Here is a 20279-nt window from a genome sequence, read left to right as displayed (position 1 = left end):
CGGCGACATGTTCTGTAAACTCTTTGCAAGAGATCGAAGTTTGGGCTTACAAAAGAGAGGGTGGCTTCTATCAACTAATATTTAAGGAAAACGACTTGGTATGTTTAAGATGGTCGTCGGGACCCGAATCCTTTTCAAATATACAACTATAACAATAGAATATGGCGTCTATAGCTAGTTTCTTGGAATTCCCGAGGCTTCAGTATTTAAAATTGAGAGTATGTTTATGAAAAAATGGCAACTTCTTTTCGGCTTTGCAGCATTTGTTACTGTGAGTGAGCTAATTGGCCTGCCATTTAAAGAGAATGTTGATCTTAGTAATTTCGTATCCCTCATTGTGTCAGGTATTTTACTAATCCCCTTGTATGGGTATGCTTTCAATGTGGCAATTGGGAGTAAAGCCATAGCGATTGCCATATTTGTATTCACTGCAGTAGTGCCTGGTGGCTTCACTCTTATTTTCGGTGTTGCTTTTACTATTCAGCATTTTAGTGTTGTGCAGCTTGTATTTTCAACAGGCTCATTCGCCTTGCTACTTTTCATGCTTTACCCCGTTTTTATGTACGCATTTAAGTCTGATGAACTTTGGTTAAAAAACACCAAGTAATGCCATTGAGTAATGAGAAAAAACAGGCCTGTACCTGGTTCTCGTCTGGCATATCTACTACTTTATTAATCCTATCAAGGTGTTATCTCTGTATGATTAAATTTTCTAGTGCGCTTTTGATATTCATGCTTCTTCCTCAGCTTGCCTGCGCTTGCATGTTTCCAGAGCAAGGAGAGGAATATGATGCGTTAATTAAAATTGAAAAGCAGCAGGGTGAAAATACGTATAAACTCTCAGTTCCGCGGCTCGTTAAAAATTCTAGTGGCTGGCCAACTGTTACTTTAATCTACTCTTCTGATGATTCAGATAAAAACTGTAGAGAAGAAACTCTTAGTGACGGGACGCTGCTGTCGTGCTTCCCACAAAACGTTATTCGCGAGGAAATAGTTCTGAATAGCGCTTGGGGAAAAGCAATAGACTGGATATCAAGCAAACCTCTATATGAAGGAGTGTTTGAAGTTATAGAGCGAGAAAACTTTTCCGTAGAATTATCCGTGATGTGGGAAACCGAGGTTTGTTTAACAGTTGGGCGTGCAGAAATTATCAAGTAGCGTGCGCTGCAATGGACTAAGTCGTCAACCGATCACTATAAATGTTTAATCTGCTTGTATTTAGTTGCTATTGAGGAAAATTTCGGTTGCCTATATTAATGAATTGGAGAGCTGTATTTTCTGAGCACATTGTGCAGGCTAGGTGTATTACACTCTATGTTGTTAATCTGCGTTCCTGTCGGCAAAATAAATTGGAGCAGGCAACACCATGTGTGGCTATCATATTGACTTTAATTATAAACTCTGGGAATTGCTCTGGTGAGTGGGGTTATTTGGGAGAGCCGGTGACTAAGTTAATTATTTCAGTATTATTTTTTGTTTTTCTAAATACCCACTCCAGAGGGTCAGCGTTAGACGTCGATTTCTTTTATCTTCAGTACATTATGGAGAGTGTTCAAGACAACTCTCCCGGAAAAAATAAATGCAGATACGCATCAGGCGATGAAACACTACTAAATGAGTTTTTGAACGCAAACAATAAAGGTGTTATCAGGGCTAAGTATTCTGGCATTGATAAAAGCGAGATAAGAGTATTTGTACCTCTTCTTAAGTGGAAAAGGCCGGGGCTATATTTGACTATCCAGTTAAGCGGTAATCTTTGCGAAAGTTTTACACTGAGTGAGGTGATGAATTAAGCTAAGCCCGTAAAAATGACAAGAGGCTATGGCGGAAATTGCTAAATTTCCATAGGTTACGCTTTTCCGATGCTTTTCAAATTTGCTTGTAGATATACAAAGAATGCTCATATTGAATGTGAGCTGACCGAGGGAACTAAAAATGGATGCGCTTTTAACACCAATGCTTATGCACATTTTGTTGTGTGCAGTACTTTATGTACTCTTAACGGTTGCCAGAGCGCCTGCTGTTTGGGGTCTGGGTTCCAGGCAAGATGGCTCAAACCCTTTCGTAGATATCCAGCCCAGGATCAGTGCCAATCTCAGTAACCAGTTTGAATGGCCAATATTTTTCTATGTTGTTTGTTTAGCCCTAATTTTTACAGGTGAAGCCATTAATCCAATTCAGGTATACCTGGCATGGGGCTTCGTCCTTGGCCGCTTTGTCCATAGCTGCGTTCAAGTCTTTACATCTAATGTTAGGATGCGGGGCATTGTGTTTACTATTAACTTTGTTGCGGTATTGGCGATGTGGGGCGTGCTTTGCATTGACAGGGGCATTATATAAATTAGGTTTTATAGGTGTTTTTACACAAAAATCAGAGATGAAACGATAGGGCAGTCTGGTCATGTCACCAAGTATTTTTTTGCTTGCGCTATGTGTTCGTTTTAATAAAAAACTGAGGGCTCCAATGAGGGTTTCTAAAACAGAAAAGCGGTTTTTGATTTGTAATTTGCTGGGAGCTTGCGCTTTTATCTGGATTGCTTCTAAAACCTGGATTCACCCTGAACTTGTCGATGTGGGTGGGGCCAGTGCTGGAAACGCAGTGGTTTGGTTTTTCACTGCATTGCCTGTTTTAATTGTGTTTCTTGTAATTAATTCTGTGATAATAGTATTTGCCATTGTACGCTGGGTGACAGCACAAAGTTGGCCACTAACTTATGTTTCGTTACTATCTCTGTTGATATGGCCTTTAGTTATTATGATTGATAGTTCCAGGCATGGATTGTAAAAAGATTATATTTAGCATGAAATATTGATTGCTAGCATTCCCCCTAAGCTAGGTAGTGTTAGGCATTAATATGCCCATGTTGGAGCATTGTTTACAGATGAAATATTTAACCACAGCGCTAATCTCTTTGTTTTTGAACTTTATTGTCGAAGCTGCCGATTGTAAGAAGATATACTCAAACGAGTACTTTTATCTATGTACTGAAAACAATGTGGATGGTACGTTGTTTCCTTTTCCTGTCTACGATGTTTATGCTGTTCACCTCAAAACTGGAAATAAAAGCTTTATTGCGTACGAGAGCTTTGTTAATGATGTCTCTAAGATAACCAAAGTAAGCAACGACGAGTTTTTCTATAAAGCTTTTATGGGGGGGCAATAGTCCACCATCTGAAAATCGTCACGTATTACTGGTCATCAATCAGCTTGAAGTTAAAAATGCAGGCGTGTTTTCTGGGTATGAAGATATAGACAATGATGGCAAGCTCGACTACTTTTTACTGTCTTTATCTGAATCGGGTTCAGCGAGTGCTTTTGACACATATACTAAAAGTAAGCTAATACTCAAAAGCAATGAGTTAGTGAGAACAGAGTAATATTTTAGCAAGGGCACTACAAGGCTGCTCTCCAAAGTGCACCCCTTTGTTGTTAGCTCTTACCTGCGTTAATTTCTCTGGAAGTTAGTTTGAAAGGTCTCTATGAGCTATTGTAAATGCTTCATATCTACATGGACTGACAGGTATATTTTATGGCAACACACAACAAAATTAAAAAATTGAATGCTGGCAGGGACTATATTGCAGATCATTTTCAGGGGCAGCTCTGTCTATCCGATATCGCCAGGAGTTCATACATGTCTCCTTATCACTTTTTGCGTGTGTTCAAGGAAATGTATGGAGAAACCCCCAACGAGTTTCTGGTCCGGCTTAGAATCGAACAAGCTAAGAAAATGCTCATTACCGAAAACCTGAGTGTTTCCGAGGTTTGCGAACAGGTAGGATACGCAAGTCTTGGTAGCTTCTCTTCGTTGTTTGCAAAGCAAGTGGGTATGGCTCCGACTTCCTATCGCCGTAAACTTTGGGCTTTGTCTTCAGAGGCTTATCGCTTCCCCGCGCAAGCTATACCGGCATGTTATGCCTATCACTTTTTGGGTAAACTGACAAAGTGAGCAATATTGGAGAAATATCTTTTTGATTGTTTCTATACAATAAAGATAAATCAACTACAGGAAATAGGAAAATGATCACATCTATAGCGCATGCCACAGTATATGTACTAAATCAGGAAGAAGCGCTTGATTTTTATAAAAATAAACTCGGATTTGAGGTGGGTGACGATATGAAAGTGGAAGGGGACTTTCGATGGCTCACTGTTTACCCGAAATCTAAGCCACAGCTTCAGCTGGTATTGGCTGAGCCCAAAGAAGGCCCAATGTTCAGCAAAGACGCTGCCGAAAAAATACGCGGTTTAATTGCAGAGGGCGCATTTGGGGCGGGTGTGTTTGAAACCGAAAACTGCCAAAAAACCTACGAAGAACTGGTGGCCAAAGGCGTGGAGTTTATCCAGCCACCAACAGAGCAGCTTTACGGTATCGAGGCGATGGCGCTGGACAACTCCGGGAACTGGTTTAGCTTGGTGCAACGATAACGCAAAAGTCAGCGTATCAAACTTGCAGGAGGCCTGTTTATACCAATCCAATTAGTACTTAACCAATTGGGGAGAGTTACTCGCCTCAAGATTGGCTAATTGATTATGCGAATTGGTATTATTTGCGAGGTTCTCCTTGTTATTCAGATCTCTTAACCTGAGTCATTAAGCTAATTCTCAGTCTGTCCTTCATATGCCGAGTGCTGACAAATCTTTTCTCGTTTGCGATATTTTCCTTTGCAGCTTCGATTAAAGCCCGCTAAAAAGTATCCAGCTAATGCTCTGCTTTCGAATTGTTCAGACAGTTTATCCATTATCTGAAAGTAATGCCTGGAATTATTCACGCTATACAAATAGGGGGCACCTGTATAGTCGAGCATGTTTTCCGGGGTTCCTTCTGACTTGAATGTATAAGCTGAATTTGTTGAGGTGTTAATGAGTGCCACAGATTCAATAAAGGTCCTTTTTTCAAATATATCCGACTCATCACAGCGATAGACTATTTGTGCGGCGTAAGTCGTTTGAGTATTTGGCTCCATCCGCCTGTCTACGACATCGTATAACTTGTAAATTACTTCTTTGCCCGGTCCGCCATAGCCACGTTTGAATTGCAGATTGCCACCACCCCCTATCGTTGCGACACCAAACGCAGCAATAAGGGTTTTATCCACTTGAGAGATGTTATCCACTTTTTTCCTGTCATCTCGCTTTATTGTTTGCCCGCAAGACGTGTTTATTGACTTCGCCTCGGTGCTGGTATGCCCATACCTGGGATGGCGAAGTGTTGCATAGGTAACAACAGACTTATGATTGAGCTTTTCCAGCTGGTCTTTGGTTATGTAGCCCGTAATTTCATCTATTGAGTTTCTGTTTCCCCGGTTTCCTACTAGCTTAAATATCTCAGTGCCTGCAATAGTGAGCGGCTCTGCTCTAAATACTTCACCAGCATTAATTTTTAGTGACTGATCATCATCTTGTGGATCACACAAAATGGTAAAGCACACAGAATGGGCTTTGTTGAAAATAATGTCCTGTTCGCCATATACGGTTTTGAAAGGCCCTTTTGACACTGCTTGTTCAAGGAGAAATACTCTTACACCATCCTGAGTTGTTGCGGCCAAATATTGCTTTCCAACTTTTAAATCGGGCTCTTCTTTATCTATGTCAAACAGTAAAAAAGTTCTGGGTATAAAAGTAACGACCCTATACTTGGCGCCTTCTTTTTGGGTTGCTAAGCCAAAAGTTTCGAACAGAGTCACATGGGCTTCTTCTGAGCCATTTGCAAAGCTGTGTATAGGAATTAGCGACGCAATCGCCACTGAAACTGGAGCAAATATGGTTAAATGCATGTGAGTTCCCTCTGATTAACTATGTGTTACTCGGTAATTTATTGATGGCTGAGGTTTTAATGACTCCAAGAAGGGCCGCGTACTGTCTTTTCAAACTATTCAGGTCAGCCTGGTACTCATTGGTCTTGCTGCCATCAAACGCTCTAAACTTTTGGTTTAATGATCCCACAGCTGAAACAAAGGCCGCGGATTCATCGGTGATCTGATGCCTGTGCACTGACAGAACTTCTATGCTGGATTCTATTTTTACCCTCAACAGAAATAGCTGTTGTTGCGTCTCTTCTGTTGGCGGAAGCGCTAATGATATTGACTCGGCAAGCAATGAAATGTAGGCCGAAAAAGTAGTTTGTAATACCTTAGCTTCGCCCAGCACAAACTCACTGTCGAGCCTGAGTATGGCTTCTTTTTCTATCTGTTCTTTGCGGCTGGTGTCAGAGCATTTTTGTACGCCAAAAACGATCAATGCAGCGATCAGCCCAAAGATAAGTTTATCGATAAGTTGCTTAATGATTTCTTCTTTTGCTAGCTGGCGGAGATCACTCATGTGCTTTCTCCCCGTGTATAAGGTTTGGGACAGGGAACACGGGCAGAGGCAGGCCCGGATTAATCGTTAATGGGTCATCCTGAAAAAAAGGTTGTGTTATATCTTTTTTATCCATAACCAGGCCAACAAATCCTTAGCTATCTGCGCCTTGCGCTCTGGCAAGGTGTCTCCTACAAATGCTAGATACTTCAGGTCATCCTGACCCAGGAGCTATCCGTTACCAGTGGATCCGCAATTTCAGACTATTACTGTTTTTAGTATAGTTCATACTGTGACAGTTTTTGACTTAGATAGCTTTTCTGCTTTAAGCGCTAATTTTATATCTGTTTAAACCTTTTCAATATGCTCTGCGTCTTATCAAAAAAATACCCATTTAAATTAAGGAAAGAAATGAAAATTATAACCTTTGTATTGGTGGCCCTGTTCCTAATTTCTTCTCATGTTGTTGCACAACCAAATAAGAAAGTACTGGTTGTGGTGTCGAATGAAGTTGACATGGGAGACCCTGAAAAGCATGACGCCAGAAACAATTTATGGGAATTTGCACCGCCATATCATATTTTTGTAAGCCATGGTTTTGATGTTGATTTCGTCTCACCCAAAGGAGGCAAAGTAGAATTTATGATGGATCCGCTGGGGATCAGCAGTTATACCATCAAATATGAAGGTTTTCTGGAGCGAGCAAACCGCTCATTGACACCTGCCCAGGTCAATCCAAGTGACTACTGGGGTGTCTTTATCGGTGGCGGTTATGGGGTAATGTTCGACGTAGCAGATAATACAGGCATACAGTCTATCATTAGACGAGTTTACGAGTCGGGCGGTATTGTTGGAGTTGGTGGTCATGGTGCGGCAGGCATTGCGAACGTCACGCTATCGAACGGTGAGTTCCTGGTTAAAGGCAAAAAAGTAGCCGGCTTCCCTAATTCGACTGAACAGTCAAAATCCTGGGCTAAGCAGGGCACGCTGTTGCCTTTTCTGATTGAAAGTCAGCTGAACAAAAACGGTGCTATCGCGCAAAATAAACAGACGCTCAAGGATAAGCATGCTGTGATTGTCGATAAGCGGATAGTATCAACGATGTTTCTGCCCTCTGCGGCGTTGGTTGCTAAAGAAATGATCATCGCAAACGCACAATAGAAGTATTTCATCTTGGAGTGGTTGGTATCAGCTACCATCGCAGATACCAGCTACTTCAGCCTGTTACCCTCCATCTAAAAAAATGCATTGATTGAAACCACTTTATTACGCGTGGCTTTTATCAGCGGGTATTAACCATCAACTGTTGTTTTTCAGTTCTTCCGATCTTACTAAGCGCTGCAACTCAGACCTCTTTATCTCAACTTACAAGCGGGTAGGCCAGCTCTGCGAGGTTAGCCACTGTGTGATGAAGTGGATGTACAAAAGCTGGGTTAATGTACTTCTTTTCTCAATTTATCAGATAGTTGAGAAAGTTTTTTCCTACTACATGGTGTAAAATCCGGCGACTTAATTAGGTGAGTGAAGATATCGCCACTAACTAATTCGGCGCAAAAGGCGCTGTAACTATGGAAAGACTTAATGGCTAAGTGCCATTTTATTCCTGATTCATTTGACCCGCCAGTTCGCTTTGAAACGCAGCACTTCTATTTTCGTGTTTTAGATAGCAGCGTCGCAGCACTTGGTTACGAAGCCGTGATGTCGAGCCTGCGCAGGTTGCAGGGGTCTTTGGTCCAGACTTTGACTGGCCTAAGGCAGACATGACGTTCAATGAGGATCAACAAAGCCTGAAAGTGCATGAGCGTGAGTTTGAATTGCGTCAGGCGTTTGCATATTCAGTATTTGACCCTACTCAGGGTAAATGTCTGGGCTCTGTATAAACAGACCCAAGTCGATCGCCACATTACGACTGTGAGGTGTACATGTGGATCCGCACTGATAGCCAAACGCAGGATGAGTTGCTTTTCAACACAGTTCAAAGCTGGTTAAAGACGTGCTGGCCGTTTGATAAAGCCGCGTTCCCGGGCAGAACACTCTCATGGGAAGAATGGACACAGAGTTAGGTGATGTGCGGCATAAGACTAATTTATAACAGGAAAGGTAATGAATAAAATATTGATAATGCTGGTGGCATTTTTCTTATCGGCGAGTGCATTTTCAACAGAGTCGCTCTTAAGTGAGCGAGCGTTCACTGAAAATTTCATAAAACATATTAAGAAGAACGGGAGTAAAGGGGACTATGAATTTGAAAGTGAACTAAAAATCAGAGCAAAAGATGATAAGAGTGGTGAGCATATTATTTATATGGGGAATGCTTACGATACTTACCGCTCTGGGCACAAAACCTTAGAGCAGGTCTATACGAGCTATTCTGCGGCGTTAAACAATCAACTAACTGCACTGAAAAATACAGAAGTTCAGACCATCATGCCTGTCATTAAGCCAATTGATTATCTTGAAGGCGTTAAAAGACAGCTCAAGGAAGCTGGCTATGAGGGAGAGGCGCTGCCATTTTTCTACCAGCAACTCAACGAGGACCTAATCAGGCTGTTTGCATTTGACTCTGAGGATAGCATGCGATTTGTATCGCCTGATGATGTTAAGCGGCACGATATTGAAGCCACTATCTCGGATATTGCCGGTCAAAATATGCGTCGTTACTTTGAGAGTTTTGATACTGGGGTACAGAAGCTGGATACCGAAGGTGAGGGAGACGTCTACGTATTTGTGGCTGATGATAACTATGAAGCCTCTGTGCTAACTGTCTTCGATCATTTGCAAAGTAAATTGAATCTGAAAGGCGAGCCAATCATCTTCGTCCCCGCAAGAAATATTGTCATTATTGCCGATATAACGGAGCTCGCTGCGGTACAAAAAGCACATATGATAGCCGTGGGCGTCTACTCAGAGTATAGCTATACAAGTTCACCTCATGGCTACGTTTATCAGGGGGGAGAGTGGATAAGGATCACGCCTGACTTGTCAAAGGAATAAGTTAATACTCAGTGTGTCAGGCGTGTTTTCTACAGCAGGCAATATGAAGTGCTATACAGAGCATTTATGCTCGGTATAGCACTAAGCATGCAATCACTCCTGATCGTGAAACATTTCTTCGAGCTTAAGCCCGGTCAATTTTTTCAATGAATTGAGCAGGTAATAGAGTGCGATAAAAAAGACGATCATCGTCGGCACCATGATCACCGGATAGCTTAGAGCGGTCATTCGACCCAGCTCATTATTGTAAGCTTCTGTACCCGCAGGGCTGACCACTATCATTTTGGCCAGGATATAGTTCAGCGCAGAAGACAGGAAAAACGCGCTGGCGAGAATTTTTGACGCGCCCATCTGAACCTTGCTCAACTTATCGCTATTGCCCTTTTCTGCCAGTGCTTTTTCTATTCCTTCAATGTCCATAACCGTGTCGTTAAACATCAGGGTTTTCAGCAAAGGGTACTTAGTATATTGGCTGACAATAATACCAATACCGATAAGACCCGGGATCAGCGCTTCCTTGATGGCGATGTACTTAGCATCCAGCTCCAGCAGGCTGATCCCTCCGGTGAGCAGTACAGAGACGATCCCCAGTCCGGAAATAAAACTAAACTTGCCGGTATTCTTGCGCTCCCAAAGGCCAAATCCGAGAGGAAAAAGCAGTGCGATGACCACACCGAGTGCCGGACCCAGATATTGCTCGCCCGAAAATTTAGTCAGGATAACCACTGGAATAATAATGTTAAATATCATCTGGCTGAAAAAGCCACTTTGTTTCTTATTGGACGACGACACTTTGTCCCCTGTAGTTCTAAACAACGAATGGCCTGAGTTTACGGCAAAGCGGGGCAAAAGGGCAACTTTGGGCGTAAGACGAGTAGCTGATAAAAAAGAAGCTGCATATAGCAGCTTCCAGATAGCAAGAGAATGAAGGGTTAGTTACAGAAGTTCTTAACCCAGGTTAGATCATTCACTCGATGCGGAACATGGAACAGTTTGGTTGCGGCAGCTGTTTGAGGATCGAGCTCGTAAATCGCTGCATCGGCATTGCGCTCACGACCTGAAACGTACAGTGTCCCCTCAGGTGAAATAGCCAGTCCGGAAGCCCAGTTTACGCCATGCTTGCCTATCAATGTCAGTTCTAGGTTTGCATCTGCGCTGTACAGTGCAGTGCCGGTCAGGACATACAGAGTATTGCCGTCTGCTGAGTAGGCAATATCACCATTTTTAAAATCTTCATCTGAGGCTTTCATTTTACCCAGTACGCGCTTTTCACCCGTTGTTACGTCATAATCGTAGGCGTAAGTGCGGCTGGTGGCTTTTAGCACGTCACCGGATACGTCGTAAGCCAGTCGGATCACTTTATAGCCGTCGGTGACAGACTCCAGTGCTTGTGTCTGCGTGCTGAGGTCATAGCTGTAAATATGAGAAGCGCGTGTTTTACTGCTCTGCTGATCAATAAAATACAGTTTGCCGTTGTATGAAGCGATATTCGACGCAGTATTGTTCAGGTTGATCACTTTGTCAGACTGACCTGAGCTTAGATCTATCTGGTGAACATAACCCTGTTCGGCATCGCCGTAATAGTTAATGGCATATAACCCGCCCTTGCAGACAGCGTTGTCACTTGGGAGCTGACCAATGAAGGCTCCGCCGCGTAATTCCATAGAGCCGCTGAAGCTGTTCGCAACAATGGGCATAGTCGCCGTGCCATGGGGAGCCGTAATATCTGCTTGAGGTGCTAAAATCACGCCTTCCGTTTGCAAACCCGCCAGATTAAGTGTGGTTGCATTCGTAAAGTTAAAAATAGTGCGGTGCCTATGCTGGGTCAGCGTCGCGTAGCTCTTGTTATTTAGCGGAGCGAAGTTATGTCCGTCACCTGAAATATTGAAAACAATCGTGGCATTGTCTGGAATACCTGATACATCAAAGGTATGGCTAGCCTGAACGTCGTGGCCAGACAAGTTAAATACTTGCAGCTCGTTGCTGTTATCACCTGTCAGGTATAAACCACCCCATTGTTTCAGGATGTCACCAGTTTGTGGCAGGGCTGCCAGGCTGGCTGAGAGTGCCAACATATCAGACTGAGCATCAGCAAAGTCAACAGGCAAGGTCGTGGCATTGGCAGTCACCTGAGCACCGGCTTCCAAACCTAAACGCACTGCTTCGCTGATTTTATCTGTCTGGCCACCAGCAATAATATGACCGACATATTGTCTGCCATTGATGTACTGAATGTCGCCACCTGCAACCAGGTAGTGTGTGTTAAGGGCACTGCTATGGCCATATCCGATAGAATAGCCATTGAGGCTGACGTCATCGCCTGCAAATACGGCACCCAGTGCATTTCCCGATGTTGAATAAAAATCATCAAATACCAGCGCGGCATAACCTTTATTCAGATCATGCTCAGATGATGCGCTTACCGAAAATGCACAGGCAACCAGTGCGCCTGCGAACAGCTTTTTCTTCATTAAGTTCTCCACGAGTTAGGCCTGCGGCTATGCTTAAGCGCAGCTGCCCTTGTCAAAAATTCGCCTATTCTAGTTCTTTTATACTAATTTGTCTTTATTTTTCTTTGCGTTTGTACCTTATTTGTGATTTTTTCGGGTTCAGCGTGAGCCAGGGGAGAATGAAAAGTGAGCTATGCCAGGAGCATGAAGCAAACAATGCTGCGCCACTTTGATACTGAGATACTGCTAAAAAATGCCTGGCTAGATTTTGCAACAGACTGGTGCGCTTTTGTGTATAAAGTGCCTGAGTTGTTTAATCCAGTGGATCAAATAAAATGCACCCGTTGGGCATCAAAGTGCCCCTCAAGGATAATAACAATAATTACAGGACCTCATCATGGAGATCAGAAAGCTCAATACCCTGAGAGGAATAGCCGCACTCATCGTATTTATAACGCATTTCAGTGATATCACACATTGGCTGGACGGCGCGCTGGGAGGCGGGGCAGGCGCATATGGCGTGATGCTGTTTTTCCTGCTGAGTGGCTTTTTAATGTCTTACCTTTATCTGGATAAGGACTTTGGTACAAACAGTGTAAAGCGCTACCTGGTTGCGCGCTTTGCCCGTGTTGTGCCGCTTTATGTGCTGGTGGTCTTGGCGTCGTTTGCGCTGACAAAGGTTGGCAGCGATCTGCTCTATCATATTCCCGATCATCAGGCATTGCTGGGGCACCTTTTGTTCCTTTACGGCGACAGCGTGCTCTGGTCTATTCCACCCGAAGTTCAGTTTTATTTTGTGTTTGTGCTGCTGTGGGCACTCGCCGTGAACCGGCGTGGTTATATTTACCTGCTGATTGTTGGGTGCCTGTTACTGTTATTTTTTACAAACTTTCCTCGTATCTATGGCGACATTTACGGTGTGCCATATAATCAGTTCACCGTGCTGCGCAGTTTGCCTTATTTCTTTATTGGCGTGGTATTCGGATTACATTACAAAACCCTGACTATTCCTGCGTATCTGAAGAAACATCGGTTTGTGTTTGTATTGTGTCTAATTCCCCTGATGTACCCAGAGTTATCGCCCATTACTTCGGACGCCAAAAACCGCATGTGGCTCAGTTATGAGGTACTGTTGGTCATGAGCTGTGTGTTTTTCTGTGTGGTTTTTCTGGTACCCGACAACAATATCCTGCTGGCCAACAAGGTTGGGGACTTCTTTGGCAAAATCTCTTATTCCCTGTATTTGTTACATATGCCAGTGATCACTTTGATACATCAATTTGACTGGGCTGTTGAGATTAAACTTATCGTTTCATTTGCATCGAGCACGGCGATTGCGTTTGTGTCTTTCGTTTGTATTGAAAAGCCAGTTGCCGGCTTTGTCAGACGTTCAGCTGATATGGGTAATTCGATACGACCCATTAGAGGGGTCTAAAGCAGGGCGTTTGTAACCGGGTGTGCCTAAGAGCATCGCGAAAATAATGCGGCACAAAGTCTTCGCGAGTCGAGCACAGACCAGCCGATTGTATTTTCTTGTATCTAATATAGAAATGACCACTATTTTGAAGCTTGGTGAGTTTTCTCAACAAAATATTGTGCAAAATAGCATCGTTTTTATTTGACCTGTACGGCGATTCAATTAGAATCGCCTCTTTTTTGTTCGAGTATCTGTTGCTGAAAGTGAGGCATTGCATAGTGGTAAACAATATCGTTGGTGTAGCGAGAAGGTCCCTGGTGATCGCGCTGCTGGGTTTTGGGCTAAGTGCTTGTGGAGGAGGTGGCGGTGATTCATCAACGGGATCTCAAACAAACACTCAAACAGGCAATGGCGGGTCTACGGTTTCTCCGAAAAACACAGTACCGACTGTGTCAATCACCGGAGCGCAAAGCGTAAACGAAAATGAAACCTTGACTCTAACTGCCGTTGCCGATGATCCCGATGGCCAGATTAGTAGTTATGCGTGGTCATATCAGTCTGATGCTCAATTGCAGCTAAGTGGTGAAGACAGCTCGACGCTAAATATTATAACTAAAGGTATCGATGAAGATACCCAGGTAACAGTATCTCTGACCGTCACTGATAACCTGGGCTCGCAGGCAACTGCCACTTATCCGGTGACTATTAAGAATGTGTTGGAACCATTCTCGATTGAGGTAATCGGTGAAAGCGCATATAAAGAACAAACCGACTTTAAACTCACCGTTGTGCCTTCTGTGGATGCCAGCCAAATCTCGCAGATCACCTGGACACACGATGCCGCGGTTGAGTTGCTGCTCAGTGGTGCGGATAAACCTGAGCTCACCGTTAGCCCCCCGGATCTGACGGATAATTTGGGTGTAAATTTTACAGTCGATGTTGAGCACATTGATGGTCGAATACAATCTGAGTCGCATTGGGTACAAATCCAGGCATTCCCGAATGTCTTGCCGGTGGTTTCTGTGTCTGCGGTTGAAGAAGTGACAGAGGGAGTCACCTTCACTTTGACAGCCGATGCCTCAGATAGTGATGGTCAGATAGCGAACTACTCCTGGTCATATAACTCTGAGCTGCAACTGGTTGTGTCAGATGTCACAGAGCGAACCTTGCAGGTGACAGTGCCCGATATAACCTCAGACAAGACCGCTCACTTTCGTGTGACAGTTAAAGACAATCAGGGAGCAACGGCGACGGCTGCACATTCTGTCGTTGTTCGGGCACTCCCTAATGTTGCGCCAACGGCAGTCATTCAGGGTGAAACAACTCTGCTTGAAGGCCAACAGCTAATACTCACAGCACAGGCCAGTGACAGTGATGGTGAAATTGAGCAGTATAGCTGGAGTCATACAGCATCTGTTGACCTGGTATTAGACACCTCAGTGGAGGGGCAGCTTAGCCTTTCAACCCCTGATATTATGCTTGATAGTACTGCCACTGTGTATCTTGAAGTCACCGATAATCAAGGTGCGGTTACTAAAGTTGCACATAACATAGAGATAAAAGCGCTGCCAAATGTTGTACCGCAAGTGAACATTAGTGGTCCGGTACAGGCCAGCGAACGCACAACTTTCTCTCTGGTGGGTGATGCGAAAGACTCTGATGGTGAAATTGTCGCTTATCAGTGGTATCACGATTCAAATCTGGCTCTGATATTAGACGGAAGTGAGCATGCCAGCCTGTCGGTGACCAGCCCGGATATTCAGCAAGCGCAAGAAGTCACATTTACCTTGACTGTAACGGATAATCAGCAAGCGCAATCCAGTTATACTCACCTGGTAACCATTGAACCCAATAAGGTCGAACTCACCATACAGGGTAAGGTGACGGATGCCCCGATCCCATTTGCCGATGTCGTGCTGGACGTCGCACAGAGCAGCTTTACCGCGCAGGCAGATGAACAGGGCGATTACCAGCTGACCTTTAGTGTCGATGAGAGTGAAGTAAATGCGCTGGGTACTTTGCGCGCAACCGACGCCCAAACGCAAGGGCGTGTAGAGCTTGTATCGCAGTTGGGCGCCGTGTCTGAGCTTCAGGAGGCTGCCGGAGAAGACAGTACACTCAGTAGTGATGAGCTATTCGAGGTGAACATCACTAACGTGACTACAGCAGAGTACGCTTTACTTCGGCGTATACACTCAACCGGTTTCAATGATACAAGCGAGCTCAAAGAAGCACGTAAGCACATTGCCGCGGGCGAAAAACTCTCGATTGCGTCACTATTAAAAGCAGTGATTGACCACGGGGTTGCTCTACCAGAAGGAGCTGCTTCGACACTGGCGCTTGCACAAAATGCCGAGTTGCTCGCTCAGCTGACGGACTCCCTGGACACAGAGCAGCCCGCGTTATTGGCGCAAATTGAAGAGGAAATTAAACAGGATGATACCTTAGTTGATGTCTCTGGTTTTTCGCCGTCAGGAACCTATTACTTGCTTGAAACTGGGGTTGTTGATGGTTTTGGCGCCAGCCTGGAGTTTTACGAAGACCAGACAGGTTCCCTTGCAGGCAGATCTCTGTCCAACTTCACTTGGGAGACACAGGGGCAGCAAATCCTGATCAACCTGGAGAGTGAACTTGATGTCAATACCAGCCAATTTAGCACCCGGGCGGGCTTTAAGACGACCCAGCTTACTCTGACTATTTTCGACAGTGCGGAGCACGCTCAGGCTGTCACTCTTGATTTTGTGCCAACCCAGGAATTGCCCCAGGCACCTGATGGCAGAGTCTCTGTCAATGCCCAATTGTTTGATAGCCGCCAGATCACTCAGCTAGCAGACGATGAGTTTATTGGTAAATGGTCGCTGCTTTTCAGTGATGACTATAGTGGACAAAGGCGTATTCGTTTTGACATGAATGCCGGTAATCAAAGTGAGGTGTTCGCTGATGAACCAATGCTCTCCGATGACGGAGGCTTTAAACTCATAGGTACTTGGTATTACACCCGGCCCTGGGAAGAGGTCAGGATCAATGCTCCCTTTTTTAACTTCGGATTTGTGCCGGTCAGGGAGACTGAATTTGGTTATCAGGGCCTGATGTTGTCGGGGTTCGATGAACACAGGCGGGTCGTTCAGGCAAATCTAATTAAGCATCAGGACATTAGCTTCGACGACATTGATTACCAGAAAATGTGGCGTCAGATAGCTAATAAGGGAGCGCAAAGCCAATTTAAGGTTGATAGCAAAGACAACTACCATTATCGGTGGCACAGAGATATTGAAGGGGTTAAGGAGAATGGGTCTTTGCATCAGTATCATTATGAGTTCGCCAATCAGACCGTGGCGTACTGTGACACCAGCCAACCAGAATGTGAGATTAGCAAAGTATTCCGTCACACACTGCTTGCTGTTCATGGTGATCACATTGCCGTGGAGCTTGCCACAGATGAATATAACAGAGGTGATTTCGGCATATCCTATGATATCTCAAGAAGTATACATTTTTATCGCCTGTCTGACAGAGACTGGAAACTGGGGCAGTTTGACAAGTCGCTCTACAAGACTGATCACTTTGGACAAGCACTAGATCATGGTCTGGGTCTTTATTATGTTAGTGATGATGGTGTGTCGCATATTGAACGAGACTCTCATTGTCCGACTAGCCCGTCACCAGCTCAATTGTGTTCCGACACCTTAATTATAAATGGCGTTGAGTACAAAGCACGGCTGGATGGCGCTCGAATCGAGCTTGAGCATCTTGTAACTGAAGCACGTTCGTATTTGTTGATCCAAAATGAATCTGAGTCTGAACTGGTGTTGTGTCATGTTACAGAGGGAGAATCCTGTCATGCCAATAATACGTTCCGCTTTAGCTACACCAAGCCGGCATTAAGCATTAGCTTTGCTATTGAAGGCCTAGGGGAGTTATCGCCAAGTACCTCTGACTATTATTATGGTGAAGCGTTCTTAGTTGCTGTGAACGTGCAGGAAGGTTCACGCCTGGCAAATATTGAAGGGTGTAATGGTTATCTTACTGAACTTCAGGGACAAGCCTATTATCGGGTAAATAACCCGGTTGCAGATTGTGAAATCAACGCCAGCTTTATTGAGGATTTTGTGCCGACAGAGTCATCCTTACTCGTCGATACAAGCGCGGAGGCTATCCCGACGGGTTGGTACTATGAAATGACGGGTGATAACCGTGGGGTATTTTATGGTACAGACACTAGTGCTAGTTTCTCAGTGACACAGAGTGAAGGTACTTCTGTCTTTACCTTCGATGATCAAAAGAAAGTAGCAGTACAGCTTAATTATAGCGAGTTAAAGTGGGTGAATGGGTTCACACTCACTCATCAGGGCCAGGATGTGGATATTCGCTGGAGTGCGTCTGACTGGCAATGGGGGAAGGTCAGTATGACGGAAGTGCGCTCTGTACAACCCAGTCACTATCTGGCGCCGCTTGACATAGGCAGAGATAATTTGATCGGTGAATGGTCAGTCACTTCTATTGAGCACGGAAAAACAGTTCGGCTGACTCTCAATGATGACCATACCGGAGTGTTATCGAGAATTGAGCCGGGAGTGGGTGTACCGTCACAGCTTACCTGGGAGTTGACCGCGCAGGGTGAAATCCGCTTGTATGGCGAACAGTCTGGTGATTCAGCCACAGTGAAGCTATATGAACAAAGGGAAGGGGGCTATGCCTTTGCCGTCGAGCAGGTTGAATTAGGTGGCATGTCAAGTGGTGCTAAGCCAACCTGGTTGAGTTACGGGGCAGGTTTGCTGGTTCCACTTAAAGGCATGACTATGGATGATTTGGCTGGGAGCTGGCGTTTCAATCTCAATGATTCATATTATGGTTTTGAATTGTATCAGGGCGGTGAGGTTCGCTCGGGTCGCTTTAGCGGCGCCGCGACAGCCAAGTTGGACAACCATCAACTCACAGTGACCGCTTTTTATAATGATATTTTAGCAAGGCATGATGCGTTATGTAGCGCTGACAGAGCAGAGTGTCAAGAGCAAATAGTTGGTTCGTATACTGTTTTATCCTTTATCTCAGGTCGCCTTTATGTGTATGAGCATAACGAATCGGGGTCAGCCGGGACTCTGGTAAAAGTGGATATTGACCCGGATGGCAAGCTCAATGGAATTGACTACTCCATGAGGTCAAACAACCAGTATTATCAGAAAACAGGGTCCTCACTTCGAAAGTGGTCTTTCTATCACCAAAGTGGTTATTCACATGGCACTTTGTTGATCGATGATAAATTCCCGCAGACCAAATATCTCGTCGACGAGCAAAATGGTCTTATTGAGTTATTGGATCTGAGTGGCGAGTTAGTTGACCAGTATAAAGTAATCGATAACGACGTTGACTCTATTACCTTGTGTCGATTAACTGATGGTCAATGCAATCCTGCTGAGCACGTTATTTTGTACTATCAGCCAGCCATGGTTGAAGTGGCTATTACTGCACCACAAAGTGTAAACATATCAAGTAACCTCACTTTACCTTATATCCAATATGGTAGTCATTTGGAGGTCTCTGTTTCTCTTGATTGGGACAGTGGTTTGTTTGTGTCGTCTTTCGAAGGCTGTGGTATCGAAAAGCCCAGGTATATTTTTGGCAACGGGTTATCTTTCAGAGTCGATTCGGTCACCGAGTCCTGCGATTTCAGGATAACCGTGGAGCAAGAGCCTGAGTCGCACGCTGACAGGTTAGGTATTACAGATGACTACCTGCGTGGTTGTATTGATGCTCAATCAGGCAACTATATTGAATATAGTTCTGAGTTGTCTTGCTATTATAACCGAGAAAATCAACCAACAGATTTAACTGGCTTAGAGAAGCTGCGGTACCTGCAATGGCTCCGTTTAGAAAATACCGTATTGAGTTCGGATGGGCTGCGCACAATTGAAAAACTGACAAACTTAAAAGAGCTGACCATCCGAAATGGTGAAAAGGACGATGGCGTGATTGAGATGGATTTAGCTAACCTACCGTCTCTTCGAACAATTGACTTAAGTCTTGGGAGCTTTGGTTCGGTTACGTTGCACAATGCACACTCACTGACAAAGCTAAATATCTCCGGGTCTGACGTTAGCGAGCTTGATATAGAAGAAGCTACGGGACTACAAACTCTCTCTGCATCGGGTATAAACGCGACCAGTTTGGATATCAGTCATAATACGCAGTTAACTGAATTGGACATATCTTATTCTCAGGTACTCGAAGTGGTTGGTGTGACGCAAGCGCACATGCTTGAATCCCTCTCGGCTATGAACTCCCAGTTAAATTACCTGGATTTAGGTCAATTCACGCACCTTGAAAAATTGGATATTCGAAGGACGCAGGTTGCAGCACTGGATATCACTTTTGCACAAAACCTGGTTGAGCTGAAAGCGTCAGATACGCCACTGAGTGTTCTGACACTCAGTCGAGAGTCAAATATCACTCTTTTGGAAATTAGAAATGTCCCTGTGACACAACTAAATACCCCGTTCATGAAAAAATTACGCAAACTTGTTGCGACGCGTTCTATGCTCTCGAGTCTCGACTTATCACTCAACTCTGAGTTGTCGACAATCTGGCTAGCAGACGCTCAATTAACGAGCGTTATCATGCCTGAAGAGGGGGGCAATATTTCAACCGTGGATTTGCTGAACAATCCCCTGACGGAGTTTATTGCCAATAAGCTTGATACCGATAGTTTAGTTCTGCGCGGTACCAGATTAACCTCGCTCGATTTGACAACAGTGAAGCGTGTTGACAAGCTAATTATATCTGAGACTAATATTAGGCAAGTAACCTTGCCTTCTGGCCTGAGTAGTTTGAGTGCATCCCGTGTCCCAATGACAGAGTTCACTATTCCTGATAATTCACAGTTAGATTATGTGGTTTTTCAGCACAATACGCTCAATGCGATTCATGGACTTGATGCTTTCATCGAAAGTGGCAGGCCATTAGCTCTATATCTGTATGACACTCAGGTGGATGAAGACCTACTGACACGGCTTGAATCGATAGAATCAATCTCAATTTTAGGCCGGTAAAAACCAGGTTGAGCGAAACTGGTCTGTGTTACCAGTTTCGCTCAGCTCCATCTGTTCGTTAATTCTGTCCA

General features: G+C 44.5%; 16 protein-coding genes. 12 read left to right on the top strand and 4 right to left on the bottom strand.

Translation table 11 applies throughout. From position 1 onward, the window contains the following. The first annotated feature begins 226 nt into the window (after positions 1–226). The 7 genes from ACXAH1_RS05955 to ACXAH1_RS05925 all read left to right on the top strand — a co-directional run bounded on the left by ACXAH1_RS05955 (position 227) and on the right by ACXAH1_RS05925 (position 4429). A complete protein-coding gene (locus ACXAH1_RS05955; protein WP_128064665.1) occupies positions 227–607 on the top strand; it encodes a hypothetical protein in 381 nt (126 codons plus the stop codon). Positions 608–699: 92 nt separating this feature from the next. Continuing rightward, positions 700–1158, top strand: a complete 459-nt coding sequence (locus ACXAH1_RS05950; RefSeq protein ID WP_475194762.1) for a hypothetical protein — start codon at positions 700–702, stop codon at positions 1156–1158. A 284-nt stretch (positions 1159–1442) separates the two neighbouring features. Then, positions 1443–1793 carry a hypothetical protein gene (locus tag ACXAH1_RS05945; RefSeq protein ID WP_475194760.1) on the top strand — a complete coding sequence of 117 codons (351 nt, stop codon included), beginning with the start codon at positions 1443–1445 and terminating at the stop codon, positions 1791–1793. Positions 1794–1935: 142 nt separating this feature from the next. Further along, positions 1936–2340 (top strand): MAPEG family protein, encoded by a 405-nt coding sequence (locus tag ACXAH1_RS05940; RefSeq protein ID WP_475194758.1) that lies wholly within the window; start codon positions 1936–1938, stop codon positions 2338–2340. Between the two features lie 61 nt (positions 2341–2401). Beyond that, positions 2402–2785 (top strand): hypothetical protein, encoded by a 384-nt coding sequence (locus ACXAH1_RS05935; protein ID WP_475194755.1) that lies wholly within the window; start codon positions 2402–2404, stop codon positions 2783–2785. Positions 2786–3530: 745 nt separating this feature from the next. After that, on the top strand, positions 3531–3950 hold the full coding sequence (locus ACXAH1_RS05930; protein WP_475194752.1) for a helix-turn-helix domain-containing protein: 420 nt from the start codon (positions 3531–3533) through the stop codon (positions 3948–3950). Between the two features lie 71 nt (positions 3951–4021). After that, entirely contained in the window at positions 4022–4429 is a 408-nt protein-coding gene (locus ACXAH1_RS05925; protein ID WP_475194750.1) for a VOC family protein, read from the top strand. Positions 4430–4599: 170 nt separating this feature from the next. On the opposite strand, the gene ACXAH1_RS05920 is transcribed toward ACXAH1_RS05925, so the two are convergent. Next, a complete protein-coding gene (locus ACXAH1_RS05920) occupies positions 4600–5778 on the bottom strand; it encodes a hypothetical protein (protein ID WP_475194747.1) in 1179 nt (392 codons plus the stop codon). A 19-nt stretch (positions 5779–5797) separates the two neighbouring features. Then, positions 5798–6322 (bottom strand): hypothetical protein, encoded by a 525-nt coding sequence (locus ACXAH1_RS05915; RefSeq protein WP_475194745.1) that lies wholly within the window; start codon positions 6320–6322, stop codon positions 5798–5800. Between the two features lie 390 nt (positions 6323–6712). On the opposite strand from ACXAH1_RS05915, the gene ACXAH1_RS05910 reads away from it, so the two are divergent. From ACXAH1_RS05910 to ACXAH1_RS05900, 3 genes are all read left to right on the top strand, one after another. Further along, complete coding sequence (locus ACXAH1_RS05910; protein ID WP_475194743.1) at positions 6713–7462, top strand: type 1 glutamine amidotransferase domain-containing protein; 750 nt, start codon at positions 6713–6715, stop codon at positions 7460–7462. Between the two features lie 420 nt (positions 7463–7882). Further along, positions 7883–8065: a hypothetical protein gene (locus tag ACXAH1_RS05905; protein ID WP_475194741.1), complete on the top strand. Its 183-nt coding sequence runs from the start codon at positions 7883–7885 to the stop codon at positions 8063–8065. A gap of 339 nt (positions 8066–8404) precedes the next feature. Further along, positions 8405–9295 carry a DUF1444 family protein gene (locus ACXAH1_RS05900; protein ID WP_475194736.1) on the top strand — a complete coding sequence of 297 codons (891 nt, stop codon included), beginning with the start codon at positions 8405–8407 and terminating at the stop codon, positions 9293–9295. 93 nt (positions 9296–9388) lie between these two features. On the opposite strand, the gene ACXAH1_RS05895 is transcribed toward ACXAH1_RS05900, so the two are convergent. Together ACXAH1_RS05895 and ACXAH1_RS05890 are read right to left on the bottom strand one after the other, a co-directional pair. Further along, positions 9389–10045 carry a VC0807 family protein gene (locus ACXAH1_RS05895; RefSeq protein ID WP_138544338.1) on the bottom strand — a complete coding sequence of 219 codons (657 nt, stop codon included), beginning with the start codon at positions 10043–10045 and terminating at the stop codon, positions 9389–9391. 182 nt (positions 10046–10227) lie between these two features. After that, on the bottom strand, positions 10228–11766 hold the full coding sequence (locus tag ACXAH1_RS05890; RefSeq protein ID WP_475194733.1) for a choice-of-anchor A family protein: 1539 nt from the start codon (positions 11764–11766) through the stop codon (positions 10228–10230). Between the two features lie 376 nt (positions 11767–12142). Between ACXAH1_RS05890 and ACXAH1_RS05885 the strand changes: the two genes are divergently transcribed. Together ACXAH1_RS05885 and ACXAH1_RS05880 are read left to right on the top strand one after the other, a co-directional pair. Then, complete coding sequence (locus ACXAH1_RS05885) at positions 12143–13180, top strand: acyltransferase family protein (protein WP_475194729.1); 1038 nt, start codon at positions 12143–12145, stop codon at positions 13178–13180. A gap of 260 nt (positions 13181–13440) precedes the next feature. Then, positions 13441–20208 (top strand): leucine-rich repeat domain-containing protein, encoded by a 6768-nt coding sequence (locus ACXAH1_RS05880; RefSeq protein WP_475194727.1) that lies wholly within the window; start codon positions 13441–13443, stop codon positions 20206–20208. Positions 20209–20279 lie beyond the last annotated feature (71 nt).

The organism is Pseudoalteromonas sp. AWH4_217, assembly GCF_056161105.1.
The sequence above is the reverse complement of the archived record's forward strand: the minus strand, read 5'-3'. Positions and strand labels throughout refer to the sequence as shown.